Annotated in this window: 13 protein-coding genes; 10 read left to right on the forward strand and 3 right to left on the reverse strand. The window is 57.6% G+C overall.

The features are described 5' to 3' along the window. Nucleotides 1-14 precede the first annotated feature (14 nt). Nucleotides 15-1,307 carry a serine--tRNA ligase gene (gene serS, locus GOW93_RS07255; protein WP_170382677.1) on the reverse strand — a complete coding sequence of 431 codons (1,293 nt, stop codon included), beginning with the start codon at nt 1,305-1,307 and terminating at the stop codon, nt 15-17. Between the two features lie 71 nt (nt 1,308-1,378). Then, entirely contained in the window at nt 1,379-3,043 is a 1,665-nt protein-coding gene (locus GOW93_RS07260) for a mechanosensitive ion channel family protein (protein WP_170382679.1), read from the reverse strand. A gap of 202 nt (nt 3,044-3,245) precedes the next feature. On the opposite strand from GOW93_RS07260, the gene yajC reads away from it, so the two are divergent. From yajC to GOW93_RS07310, 10 genes are all read left to right on the forward strand, one after another. Next, nucleotides 3,246-3,533: a preprotein translocase subunit YajC gene (gene yajC, locus GOW93_RS07265; protein ID WP_170382681.1), complete on the forward strand. Its 288-nt coding sequence runs from the start codon at nt 3,246-3,248 to the stop codon at nt 3,531-3,533. 33 nt (nt 3,534-3,566) lie between these two features. Further along, nucleotides 3,567-5,228, forward strand: coding sequence for a protein translocase subunit SecD (secD, locus tag GOW93_RS07270; RefSeq protein ID WP_170382683.1), 1,662 nt, complete (start codon nt 3,567-3,569; stop codon nt 5,226-5,228). 1 nt (nt 5,229) lies between these two features. Next, nucleotides 5,230-6,198, forward strand: coding sequence for a protein translocase subunit SecF (secF, locus tag GOW93_RS07275; protein ID WP_170382685.1), 969 nt, complete (start codon nt 5,230-5,232; stop codon nt 6,196-6,198). Continuing rightward, nucleotides 6,191-6,937 carry a sulfite exporter TauE/SafE family protein gene (locus tag GOW93_RS07280; RefSeq protein ID WP_170382687.1) on the forward strand — a complete coding sequence of 249 codons (747 nt, stop codon included), beginning with the start codon at nt 6,191-6,193 and terminating at the stop codon, nt 6,935-6,937. The genes secF and GOW93_RS07280 overlap by 8 nt, the downstream gene beginning before the upstream one ends. A gap of 8 nt (nt 6,938-6,945) precedes the next feature. After that, complete coding sequence (locus GOW93_RS07285) at nt 6,946-7,299, forward strand: Mth938-like domain-containing protein (protein WP_170382689.1); 354 nt, start codon at nt 6,946-6,948, stop codon at nt 7,297-7,299. 56 nt (nt 7,300-7,355) lie between these two features. Then, the gene (gene ccmA / locus GOW93_RS07290) at nt 7,356-7,970 is read left to right on the forward strand and encodes a heme ABC exporter ATP-binding protein CcmA (RefSeq protein WP_170382691.1); all 615 of its coding nucleotides are present in this window, start codon (nt 7,356-7,358) and stop codon (nt 7,968-7,970) included. Next, the gene (gene ccmB, locus GOW93_RS07295) at nt 7,967-8,623 is read left to right on the forward strand and encodes a heme exporter protein CcmB (RefSeq protein WP_170382693.1); all 657 of its coding nucleotides are present in this window, start codon (nt 7,967-7,969) and stop codon (nt 8,621-8,623) included. The genes ccmA and ccmB overlap by 4 nt, the downstream gene beginning before the upstream one ends. Nucleotides 8,624-8,684: 61 nt before the next feature. After that, nucleotides 8,685-9,458: a heme ABC transporter permease gene (locus GOW93_RS07300; protein WP_170382695.1), complete on the forward strand. Its 774-nt coding sequence runs from the start codon at nt 8,685-8,687 to the stop codon at nt 9,456-9,458. Beyond that, a complete protein-coding gene (ccmD, locus tag GOW93_RS07305) occupies nt 9,455-9,613 on the forward strand; it encodes a heme exporter protein CcmD (RefSeq protein ID WP_170325323.1) in 159 nt (52 codons plus the stop codon). Before GOW93_RS07300 ends, ccmD begins: the two co-directional genes overlap by 4 nt. After that, on the forward strand, nt 9,606-10,145 hold the full coding sequence (locus GOW93_RS07310) for a DsbE family thiol:disulfide interchange protein (RefSeq protein ID WP_170382697.1): 540 nt from the start codon (nt 9,606-9,608) through the stop codon (nt 10,143-10,145). Before ccmD ends, GOW93_RS07310 begins: the two co-directional genes overlap by 8 nt. Nucleotides 10,146-10,262: 117 nt before the next feature. On the opposite strand, the gene acnA is transcribed toward GOW93_RS07310, so the two are convergent. Next, a complete protein-coding gene (gene acnA / locus GOW93_RS07315) occupies nt 10,263-12,953 on the reverse strand; it encodes an aconitate hydratase AcnA (RefSeq protein ID WP_170382699.1) in 2,691 nt (896 codons plus the stop codon). Between the last annotated feature and the right edge of the window lie 104 nt (nt 12,954-13,057).

Raw genomic sequence — 13,057 nt, forward strand, 5'->3', positions numbered from 1 at the left:
CGTGTGCCGGCTTTTTATGCCAGTGTGCCGTCCAGTTGCAGCGTCAGCTTGCCGCCCAGATACGGGGACAGCACCTCGGGCAGTGTCACTGTACCGTCTGCGTTCTGTCCGTTTTCAAGCACCGCAATCAGGCAACGCCCGACCGCCAGACCGGACCCGTTCAACGTGTGAACGTATTCCGGTTTGCCTCCGCCCTCTGGACGGAAACGCGCGTTCATCCGGCGCGCCTGAAAGTCACCACAGGTCGAGACCGAGCTGATCTCGCGATAGGTGTCCTGACCGGGCAACCATGCCTCGATGTCATAGGTGCGGCGCGCACCGAAACCCATGTCTCCGGTGCACAGGATCACGGTGCGATAGGGAATGCCCAGTTTTTCCAGAATACCCTCGGCACAGCGCAACATGCGCTTTTGTTCGTCATCCGATTTGTCCGGATGCGTGACCGAGACCATCTCGACTTTTTCAAACTGGTGCTGCCGCAGCATGCCGCGCGTGTCTTTACCTGCGCTGCCCGCTTCGGACCGGAAACACAGGGAATGCGCGGTATAACGGCGAGGCAAGTAGCTTTCCTCGATCAATGTGTCGTTGACGATATTGGTCAGCGAAACTTCGGAGGTGGGGATCAGCCACCAGCCTTCGCGGGTCTGATAGCTGTCCTCGCCGAACTTCGGCAACTGGCCGGTGCCCTGCATCATTTCGGACAGCACCAGAACCGGGCCGTTCACCTCGGTCAGCTCGTTCTCGTTAATATGCGTGTCCAGCATGAACTGTGCCAACGCGCGATGGATGCGTGCAACGCCACCCGACAGCAGTACAAAGCGCGAGCCAGAGAGTTTGGCAGCCGTTTCGAAGTCCATGCCGTTTTGAACGGCATCGATCTCAAAATGCTCCTTGGGCGCAAAGTCCAGTTCGCGCGGTGTGCCCCAGCGGTTGATCTCGACATTGTCGTTTTCATCTGCGCCTTCGGGCACATCCTCGGCGGGCAGATTTGCAATGCGGATCAGTTGATCGGTCAGTAGGGCGTCCAGGTCTTTGGCCTCGGTCTGCATGCGGGCAATCTCGGCTTTTTTCTCCGCGACCAGGGCGCGCAGGCGTTCGAACTCGGCCTCGTCCCCACGCCCTTTTGCAGCGCCGACCTCTTTGCTGGCCTTGTTCTGTTCGGCCTGAGCCGTCTCGGCGGCCAGAATCTTGGCCCGACGGCTTTCGTCTAGCCGCAGCACATCTGACGACACCGGCGCATCCCCACGGCGCGCCAGAGCGGCGTCGAAGGCGTCAGGGTTTTCGCGAATGGCGCGGATGTCGTGCATGGTTCAGATCCTTAATGCGTGAATCACTAGGATCGCTTATGCACCATCTGAAAGGCGGGGTGTAGCACCGGTTACGACTTATCGGCGTCCTCGTGTGTTTCATGCGCCAAATGGCCGTCCCATTCCTCTGCCGGGATCTTTGGATCGGCAGGATCGGCCATGTAAGACGGTGTCATGATCTGCACGTTGTTCTCATTGAACACGGCCACAATATTGCGGTGCAGGTCCGAGCGGATTTTCGGGATGATGCTGCCCCGCGTGGTGTAGCCGTTGATCTGATAGTTGATCGCGTAGTCCGCCAGAGCGGTCCACAGAACAAATGGTTCCGGCTTGGCCTTGATCCCCTTGGTGCGGTGGGCGGCCTCAATCAGCATGGCTTCGACCTTCTCAGGTGGTTCCTCATAGCCAATACCAACAGTGGTATGCAGCAACAGCCCGCTGCCATCTGTTTTCTTTGAGAAATTCACCACATCCGAGTTCATCAACTGCGCATTGGGGATCGAGATCAGCTCGTTCTTGATGGATTTTAGGTGAGTCTCCATCAACTTGATCTGCACCACGTCGCCGATGTGATCCCCGATCTGGATACGGTCGCCGATCGAGGTCGACCGGCGATATATCACGAACAGACCTGCCAGCATGTTCGACACGACCGAGTTTGCGCCCAATGACAGCATCGCGCCCACAAGAATTGTCAGCCCTTGAAACGCAGCCGAATCCGAGCCCGGAATGTAGGGCACTGCAAAGACCAGAGCGATAAGGATCACGATGACACGGGCAATGTTGAAGGTGGGGCTGACCCAGTGTTTCTCGAAATCGCCCATGTCGAATGAGCCAGCTTCGACCGCATCAAAAAACACGCGCATGCCTTTGATAATGTACATAGTCACCCAGGTGATCAGGCCCAGCATGATCAAATTGGGGAAATAGCTTAGGATGCCTTGGAAAATCAGCAGGACCGGTTCGGTCAAGTATGTAAGCAGAAGCTGCGCGAAATAGCGGGTTTCGGCAAAGGCCAGCAGAACAAAGGAGAGGTAGTAGTAGAAGCCAAGAAAGAAGATAACCAGCAGAACGAAATTCAGACCATACCGAACCAGTGCAGCAATCGCCTCGGCCTGAACGCTTTTGGCGGTGGCGGTCTCTACGTCCTTCAGGTGACGTTTGACGAATTTCAGCGTGCGACGACGAATTCTCCGGTGCAGCCATAGGATCACCACGACAAATACAACAAAGCCTATGGTCCAGGCAGCGGCCTCGATCGCGCCCGAGACACGCGCCTCTTCCGTGCGATTGGCGCGATAGGCTTCAATGGCTTCTTTGATCGCGGTGCCGTGCAACACGCTGAGAACGCTCAGCTCCATCTGATCCAATTCGGCATCGGCGTTGGTAACAATAGATATCCGATCACCATCGGCCAGAATCCAGACACCGAACTCGCTCTCTTCATAAGTGATCTCAACGGAAGGTGCGTCCGAAGCTTCGGCGATTTCTATGATCTTCTCTTGCACACCTTCTGCGCGTTCGGGCGCGGGAAGGGCACTGGAGCCTCGAACCTGAAACAAAACGTCCCCGTCCACGATAACCGGAGCCATGAAAACTTCGGACTCTTCGACTTCTGGTGCTGTGTTTTCGATGGGTGTTTCCTGCGCCCATACCGGGAAGGCAAACCACAGGCTCAGCGCCAGTGAGATCAGGAAATAAAACAATAAATCGAAGGGCTTGAATTGCCGTACCATACGTCCCCCTTAACCCGAACTATACCCAGTTTTTGCCCTGTTCATAGGGCATATCTGCAACGCTTTTCCTATTCTTGCAGCGTTAGGTTTGGGTTCAGGTAGGACACAGAGCTGCCTTCGCTTGCAAAGGGGCAACTCTAAGCATAGGTTCTCGCCAAATTTGCGGAGCTTGTCCGCAACGTCAAAACAAAAGGAATATCCCATGGAAGGTGGCGCAATCGCCCAGTTTCTCCCGCTGATCCTGATCTTCGCGATCATGTATTTCCTGCTGATCCGTCCGCAGCAGAAGAAGATGAAGCAACATCAGGCCATGGTCGAGGCTGTGCGCCGGGGCGATCAGGTTGTCACCCAGGGTGGTCTGATCGGCAAGGTGTCGAAGGTCAAGGAAGGCGACAACGAGATCGAGGTCGAGATCGCCGAGAACGTCAAGGTACGTGTGGTCAAATCGACCATTGCGCAGGTTCTGAACAAGACTGAACCAGCGAAGTAATTTCGCGCGACAATCCCTTGAAAAGGCAGGGTAATGCTGCAAATTGATACCTGGAAGCGGGTTCTGATCTGGTCGGTCTGTGTGATCGGCCTGCTCATGGCCCTGCCGAATGCGTTTTATACGCGCGTCGAGCAATCCAATGACGCCAAGGCCGCGATCGAACTTGGCATCGACACCCCCGAAATGCAGGCCGAAGCAGGGCAGTGGCCGAACTGGCTGCCGTCATCACTGGTCAATCTGGGCCTCGACCTGCGGGGTGGTGCGCATCTGCTGGCCGAAGTGAAGGTCGAAGATGTCTACGAATCCCGGATGGAGGCGATGTGGCCGGAAATCCGAGATGCCCTGCGGGATGAGCGTTCAACCGTAGGCACGATCCGCAAACAAGAGTCGGCCCCGGATGAGATTCGCGTCCGCATCAGTCAGCCCGAGGGGATGTCCCGCGCGCTGGAGGTTGTGCGCGGTCTGGCCCGTCAGGTGCAGACGCTGACCGGCGTCGGTGCCACGGATATCGAAGCCCGTGCCGAAGGCGACACGATTGTCGTGCAATTGTCCGAAGCGGAAAAACTGGCCTCGGATGACCGCACCGTGCGGCAGGCGCTGGAAATCATCCGTCGCCGGATTGATGAGGTTGGCACCCGCGAACCTACCATTCAGCGTCAGGGCGCAGACCGTATCCTGATTCAGGTGCCGGGCATCGGCAGCGCTGGAGAACTGAAAGAAATCATAGGCACAACCGCGCAGCTTACTTTCAATCCGGTGGCTGGTCGCGGCACTGACCCGGATGCCGTGCCGGGTATCGGGCAAGAAGTCGTACCGTCGATAGATGAAACCGGCGTTTTCTATACGCTGGAATCCGCCCCTGTTGTTACTGGTGAAGAGCTGGTGGATGCGCAGCCGTCGTTCGATCAGAACGGCCGTCCGGCGGTCAGCTTCCGGTTCAATACCTCCGGTGCGCGGAAATTCGGTGACTATACACTGGAAAATATCGGTGCGCCTTTCGCCATCGTGCTGGATGACGAGGTGATCTCGGCCCCGGTGATCCAATCCCATATCCCGGGTGGATCGGGTATCATCACGGGTAACTTCACCGTCGAAGAAAGCACCAATCTGGCCGTCTTGTTGCGTGCTGGTGCGCTGCCTGCGGGGTTGGAATTCCTTGAGGAACGCACGATCGGGCCTGAGCTGGGGCAGGACAGTATCGACGCGGGTAAGGTTGCAACAATCGTGGCCTTTGTCGCGGTTCTGGTATTCATGGCGCTGAGCTATGGCCTTTTCGGGGTATTCGCCAACATTGCGCTGATCATCAACGTCGGTCTGTTGTTTGGGCTGCTATCGTTGATCGGGGCAACGCTCACTCTGCCGGGGATCGCGGGGATTGTTCTGACAGTCGGTATGGCGGTGGACGCCAACGTGCTGATCTTTGAACGTATCCGTGAGGAACTGAAATCTGCCAAAGGCCCGGCGCGGGCGATCGAGTTGGGATATGAAAAGGCATTGTCGGCCATTCTGGACGCCAATGTGACCACTTTCATCACGGCAACGATCCTGTTTGCCATGGGCAGCGGCCCGGTTCGCGGCTTCGCAATTACGCTGGGGCTGGGTATTCTGACCTCAGTCTTCACTGCGATCTTCGTGACACGTCTGATGATCGTCATATGGTTCGAACGCCGCCGTCCGAAAATGATCGAGGTTTGACATGAGACTGAAACTCGTACCCCAGAACACCTCGTTCGATTTCTTCAGCCGCTGGAAGATCTGGCTGGGTATTTCGGGCCTGATGATGGTTGTGGCGTTTACGTCCTTCATGTTGCAAGGACTGAACTTCGGCATCGACTTCCGGGGCGGCACCACTATCCGAACCGAAAGCGCGCAAGAGATTGATGTGGGCGCTTATCGCGACGCCATCTCCCCGCTGGAGTTGGGCGATGTGACGATAACCGAGATCTTCGATCCCACATTCGGGCCGGATGAGAACGTCGCCATGATCCGGATTCAGGCACAGGCGGATGCTGAGGCTGTTTCAGCCGCGACAGTTTCGGCTGTTGAACAGGCGCTGAAGGTAGCCGCCCCGGATATCGAATTCGTCTCGGTAGAATCTGTTGGCCCCAAGGTTTCGGGGGAACTGATTCAGACCGCCGTGATTGCGGTGGTCCTCGCGATCGGAGCGGTGTTGGTTTACATCTGGCTGCGTTTTGAGTGGCAGTTTGCCTTGGGCGCCGTTGCTGCGCTCGTGCACGACGTGATCCTGACCATCGGCATCTTCTCGGAACTGCAAATCCGTTTCGACCTGGCTATCATTGCAGCGTTGCTGACCATCGTCGGATACTCGCTGAACGACACTGTGGTCGTGTTCGACCGCGTGCGTGAGAACCTGCGGAAGTACAAGAAGAAAGACCTGAAAGAGGTTCTGAACATCTCGATCAACGAAACGCTCAGCCGGACGGTGATGACCTCGGTGACCACGTTGCTGGCACTGATCTCGCTTTATGTGCTGGGCGGCGACGTGATCCGTGGCTTTGTATTCGCGATGATCTGGGGTGTGATCGTGGGGACCTATTCCTCGGTCTTTGTGGCCTCGACCATCCTGCTGTGGCTGGGGGTCAAGCGGGACTGGTCCAAGCCGTCGAACACCGCTGGTAACCAGTTTGCCAACATCGATGCCTGAGTACTTCGGCCAGTCCCCCACGGGGCTGGCCATTATCCTTTTCGCTGCGTTTCTCGGCGGAGTGGTGCGTGGATTTTCCGGCTTTGGCACCGCGCTTATTTTTCTTCCTATCGCTACGCCGTTTCTAGGCCCGTTCGGGGCCATCATTGGCCTGACCATCATGGACCTTTTCGGCCCATTGCCGAACCTGCGCCGGGCGTGGAGCGCGGTGCATCGCAAGGATTTGCTGCGGTTATTGGCAGGGTGTGCGCTGGCATTGCCAGTTGGGTTGTGGACGCTGACGCAGGTCCAGCCAGAGGTCTTTCGCTATGCAGTCAGTTTTCTGGCGCTTTTCATGCTGGCCGTGTTGATCCTTGGGCTGCGTTACCACGGGCATGTAGGCCGAGCGATGGTCGCAGGCATCGGCGCAGCGGCTGGTTTTCTAGGGGGGGTATCAGGCCTGCCCGGTCCGGCAGTCATCCTTTTCTATATGTCCCGCCCGGTTCCGGTCGAAGTAATCCGCGCCACGATTCTACTGTTTCTGTTTGGCTTTGATTTCCTGATACTCGGATATCTGATGGGGATGGAACGGATTACCTGGTCCGCCGCCGCACTGGGGTTGGTGCTGTCCGTGCCCAATTTGGTCGGCAATTGGCTGGGTGGTTGGCTGTTCCGGCCCGAGCGGGAAAAACTTTATCGTGCTGCCGCCTATCTGGCGATTGCGGCTGCGGCCTTGTCGGGCCTGCCGCTTTGGGGCTAGAAGACGCCATGCGCCTGAATGAGATTACCTACAATAATGCAGCCCCGGTTGATGGATACGGCCCCGGCTTTTTCCGGATTGGTGGACAGGTTCACGAAGGGGCCGTTCTGACCGGCCCAACGGGAACCGCAGCATGGGGTGGATACGAGGATGACGCACCGCTGCTTGAGCTGTCGGAAAACGTGGACGTGGTGTTCATCGGTACCGGAGCGGAGCTTGCGCACATCCCCTCAAACCTGCGCACAACATTGGAAAACGCCGGGCTGGGGGTCGAGATCATGAACTCTCCGGCTGCTTGTCGCACCTATAACGTGCTGCTGTCCGAAGGGCGGCGTATAGCACTGGCCTTAATGCCGGTCTGAGGACCTGCGTCAAATCTTGCCTTTTGCCTCTGTCAGCAATCAGATAAGCGGAACCCATGACACTGACTGTGACCGATCTGGCCATCGCCCGTGGTGGCGTTCCCGTCCTTGAGGGGCTGAGTTTTGCGCTGCATCCGGGCAAGGCGTTGATCCTGCGCGGGCCGAACGGCATCGGCAAGACAACGCTGTTGCGTACGCTGGCGGGATTGCAGCCACCTCTGACCGGACAGATCGAAGGGGCCGAGGACCAGATCGCGTATGCCTCGCATTCCGATGGGCTGAAGCCGACCCTAACTGTAGTCGAGAACCTGACCTTTTGGGCCTCGGTCTTCGGCACTCACGACATTCAACCCGCGCTTGACGCCTTTGCGCTGAATGAGCTGTCGGATCGCCACGCAGGCAACCTTTCGGCTGGGCAGAAGCGACGGCTGGGATTGGCGCGGATGCTGGTGACCGGGAGGCCAATCTGGATGCTGGACGAACCCACCGTATCATTGGACCGAAACGCGGTGCAGATGTTCGCTGATGCCGTACGTGCGCATCTGGGGCAGGGCGGGTCTGCCCTGATCGCCACCCATATCGACCTGGGCCTGGACGGAGAGGTTCTGGACGTTGGCCCCAACAAGGCGAAACCCAAACCCATCGACGATTTCGACGGAGGCTTCCTGTGATCGCTCTGTTGCTGCGAGACCTGAAACTGGCTTTCCGTGCAGGCGGGGGCTTTGGCCTTGGTCTGGCATTTTTTCTGATCGTTACGGTTCTGGTGCCCTTCTCGGTGGGGCCGCAATCCTCGCTGCTGTCGACCATCGCGCCGGGCGTGTTGTGGCTGGGCGCTCTGCTGGCCTGTCTGTTGTCGCTGGACCGTCTGTTGGCGTTGGATTGGGAGGACGGTTCACTGGATTTGTTGGCCACTGCGCCGCTGCCGTTGGAATCGGTGGTTTCAATCAAAGCGTTGGCCCATTGGCTGACCACTGGCTTGCCTTTGGTTTTGGCTGCGCCGTTTCTGGGGGTATTGCTGAACCTTCCGGTGCCCGGGTTCTTCTGGCTGGTTATCTCGTTGCTGATAGGTACGCCAGCCATGAGTGTGATCGGCACCTTCGGTGCGGCGCTGACCGTAGGGCTTAAGCGTGGGGGGCTGTTGCTGTCGCTGCTGGTCCTTCCGCTATACGTGCCAACATTGATATTCGGCGCAGAAGTAGCCCGCCGTGGGGCTACGGGGATGGAGACACAGACGCCTCTGTTGATGCTGGCTGGGATCACGGCAGCCACGATTGCCCTTTTGCCCTTTGCCAGCGCAGCCGTTCTGCGCATCAACCTTCGGTGACGCGTTCAAACTTTGACCAATGTCAATTGAGAACACACCCGACTCGGACTAGATAAGGCCCATGTCTATCGCAGCCAAAGCCAACGCCCTCTGGGAATACGCCAACCCGCGCAAGTTCCTTGCCACCAGTGAACGGGTGATGCCGTTTTTCTGGATAACCTCGCTTGCGTGCATCGTGGTCGGGCTGATCTGGGGGTTCTTCTTCACGCCGGACGATTACAAGCAGGGTTCGACCGTCAAGATCATCTACTTGCACGTGCCGGCTGCGTTGATGGCGATCAATTGCTGGCTGATGATGCTGGCGACCTCGCTGGTCTGGCTGGTGCGCCGCCACCATGTCAGCGCGCTGGCTGCCCGTGCGGCCGCTCCGATCGGCATTGTCATGACGCTGATTGCGCTGGCGACGGGCGCAATCTGGGGGCAGCCGATGTGGGGTACCTGGTGGGCTTGGGATCCACGTCTGACCTCGTTCCTGATCCTGTTCCTGTTTTACTTGGGCTACGTCGCCCTATGGGAAGCAATCGAAGATTCTGATACAGCTGCCGACCTGACCTCGGTCCTGTGTCTGGTCGGATCGGTCTTTGCAATCCTTAGCCGCTATGCCGTGAATTTCTGGAACCAGGGTTTGCATCAGGGGGCATCCGTAATGCGCGCTGCTGCCGTGACAGGCGCGGACACCGAAGAGAAGGTCAGCAATATCTATTTCTATCCGCTGCTGCTGTGTATCATCGGCTTTGTGCTACTATTCATTGCGCTGGTCCTCTATCGCACCGGTACTGAAATCCGGGCACGGCGGATCAAGTCGCTGCTAGCGCGGGAAAGGGTAACCGGATGATCCCTGATCTTGGAAAATACGCAGATACGGTTCTGTGGTCCTATGCGGCCTCGATCGGGCTGTTGGTGCTGTTGATTGTGTTCAGCATTGCGCGTGGGCGCAAAGTGCGCGCCGAAATGGAGAAGGTCGAACAACGGATGACGCGCAATGGCTAAGATATCGCCTCTGATGCTTGCGCCTCCGCTGATATTCGGCGCTTTTGCTGTTATGGCCGGTATCGGCATGTTCCGTGACGATCCCGATGCGCTGCCATCGGCACGGCAAGGTCAACCGTCGCCGCCAGTGGTTCTGACCGAGTTTCCGGGAAAGACAGCCTTCACTGATGAGACATTGCGCGACGGAGAGGTCAAACTGGTCAACTATTGGGCCAGTTGGTGTGCGCCTTGCCGTGTTGAACACCCGAACCTTGAGGCGTTGTCCAAGGAAGGCATTCCTGTTTACGGCATTAATTACAAAGACAAGTTGGACAATGCCGAAGCTTTCCTGAACGAATTGGGTGACCCCTATGAGGGCATCGGGCGGGATGAAAAGGGCCGTATGGCGTTGGATTGGGGCGTCTATGGTGTGCCAGAAACTTATGTTGTAGACGGCGATGGAAAGATCATCCTGCGTTTTGCCGGGCCTGTCACCCAACGCGTCATTGAAAGCACGATCCGCCCGGCGCTTGAAGAGGCAAAGAGCGACTAGATATTGGTTTGGAGTTTGTCTTTTGGGCCAACAAAACCCATTGGGCTGGTCTGCGACAACGTAGCCATCGAATAAACAAAGGGAGCCCGATTGGACGCCCTTCTTTTCTGCGCAAATTCAGCTCGCTTTGGCCAAATTGCGCAGCACATATTGCAGCACTCCGCCGTTCTCGATGTATTCGATCTCGGGCGCGGTATCGATACGGCACTTGAGCGTGATGGTCTTCTCTGTGCCGTCGCCATAGACGATCGTGCAAGGCACTTCCTGCAACGGTTCAACCGAATCCAGTCCGTGGATCGAAACCGTCTCATCACCCGTCAGCGCCAGCGTCTTGCGGCTGTCGCCGTCGGTGAATTCGAAGGGGATCACGCCCATGCCAACAAGGTTGGAGCGGTGGATACGCTCAAAGCTTTCAGCGATCACGGCCTTGACGCCCAGCAGTGCGGTGCCTTTGGCCGCCCAGTCGCGGGACGAGCCTGCACCATATTGCTCACCGCCAAACACCACCAGCGGCGTGCCTTCGGCCTGATAGGTCATCGACGCGTCATAGATTGAGGTCTGCTGACCGTCCGGCCCCTTGGTATAGCCGCCTTCGACGCCATCCAGCATCTCGTTCTTGATGCGAATATTGGCGAAGGTGCCGCGCATCATGACCTCGTGGTTGCCTCGGCGCGAGCCGTACGAATTGAACTCGCGCGGCTGCACCTGACGGTCCATCAGATATTTGCCCGCAGGCGAGGTTGTCGCGAAGGACCCGGCGGGCGAAATGTGGTCGGTGGTGACCATATCGCCCAGAATGGCCAGAACCTTGGCACCTTCGATGTTCGAGATCGTGCCCGGCTCAGGCCCCATGCCCTGAAAATAGGGTGGGTTCTGGATATAGGTCGATGTGGGCGGCCAGTCATAGGTTTCCTGTTGCGGAACCTCGACATCGCGCCATTTCTCATCGCCTTTGAAGACATCGGCATATTTCGACTGGAACGCATCGCGGGTCACCGTCTGCTCGACCAGTTCCGCTATTTCGCTTTGGGTAGGCCAGATGTCCTTCATGAAGACGTCGTTGCCATCCTTGTCCTGCCCTATCGGTTCCGCAGTCAGGTCAATATCCATGGTGCCCGCCAGCGCGTAGACGACCACCAGCGGCGGTGACGCCAGATAGTTGGCGCGCACGTCTGGCGAGATGCGCCCCTCGAAGTTGCGGTTGCCCGACAAGACTGAGGTAGCGACCAGATCACCCTCGGCAATGGCTTCGCTGATCTCTTTCTGAAGCGGGCCTGAGTTACCTATGCAGGTGGTGCAGCCATAGCCCACAAGGTTGAAGCCGATGGCATCCAGATGCTGTTGCAGACCTGCGGCCTCAAGGTATTCCGACACGACCTGCGATCCGGGCGCCAGCGAGGTTTTGACCCAGGGCTGGCGATTCAGGCCCAGTTCATGCGCCTTTTTCGCCACCAGACCGGCACCGATCATCACATACGGGTTCGAGGTGTTGGTGCAGGAGGTGATCGAGGCGATCACAACCTTGCCTGATTCCATGCCGTAGTTTTCGCCTTTGACTTCGACCTGTTTGCCCATCGGGCGTTTGAAGGTTTCCGCCATTTCGCGTGTAAAGGCCGCCTTGGCGTCGGTCAGCGCAACATAGTCCTGCGGACGTTTCGGCCCCGAGATGGCAGGCACGATGGTGCCCATGTTCAGCGAGAGGGTGTCGGTGTAAATCGGCGCGTAATTCTCATCACGCCAGAAACCGTTTTCCTTGGCATAGGCTTCGACCAGCGCCAGGCGATCCTCATCCCGCCCGGTATTGCGCATGTAGCGCAGGGTTTCGTGGTCGATCGGGAAGAAGCCGCAGGTCGCGCCGTATTCTGGGGCCATATTGGCGATGGTGGCACGGTCGGCCAGCGGCAGGCGATCCAGACCTTCGCCGTAAAACTCGACGAATTTCCCGACCACGCCCTTTTCGCGCAGCATTTCCACGACCTTCAGAACAAGGTCGGTACCGGTGGTGCCCTCGACCATCGAGCCGGTCAGCTCAAATCCCACAACTTCGGGGATCAGCATCGAGATCGGCTGACCCAGCATCGCGGCTTCGGCCTCGATCCCCCCAACGCCCCATCCTAGAACAGCCATGCCGTTGACCATAGTGGTGTGGCTGTCGGTGCCGACCAGCGTGTCGGGATAGGCGACCTCGTCCCCGTTCTGGTCGGTGTCGGTCCAGACGGTCTGGGCCAGGTATTCCAGGTTCACCTGGTGACAGATACCGGTTCCGGGGGGTACAACACGGAAGTTGTTGAAGGCCGACTGGCCCCACTTCAGGAACTGGTAGCGTTCCATGTTTCGCTGGTATTCCCGGTCCACGTTCATCTGGAACGCGCGCGGGTTGCCGAATTCATCGATCATGACCGAGTGGTCGATGACCAGATCAACCGGGTTCAGTGGGTTGATCTTTTGTGCGTCCCCACCCAGCGATTTGATGCCGTCGCGCATCGCTGCCAGATCGACTACAGCGGGAACTCCGGTAAAATCCTGCATTAGCACGCGGGCTGGGCGATAAGCGATTTCTCGAGGGTTCTTGCCGCCATTTGCCGCCCATTCGCCAAAGGCTTTGATGTCATCGACCGAGACAGAAAACCCGTCATCCTCGAACCGCAACATATTCTCCAGCACCACTTTCAGGGCAGCCGGAAGCTTTGAAAAATCGCCCAGACCAGCCTCTTGCGCTGCTGGGATCGAGTAATAGGAAAAAGATTTGCCATTAACGCTCAGGGTGCGGCGTGTGTTGGCGGTATCCTGACCGACTTTGATGGGCATATGTTGGCCTCCCTCTCAAATATCTTGGATTTTGGGGTTTGCTGTTTGATTTCTTTAGCATGATCGCTGTGCGTTCAAGGCTTAGTTGCCTTGATGTCAAAATT

The organism is Ruegeria atlantica (assembly GCF_013032455.1).
GTDB classification, from domain to species: Bacteria; Pseudomonadota; Alphaproteobacteria; order Rhodobacterales; family Rhodobacteraceae; genus Ruegeria; species Ruegeria atlantica_B.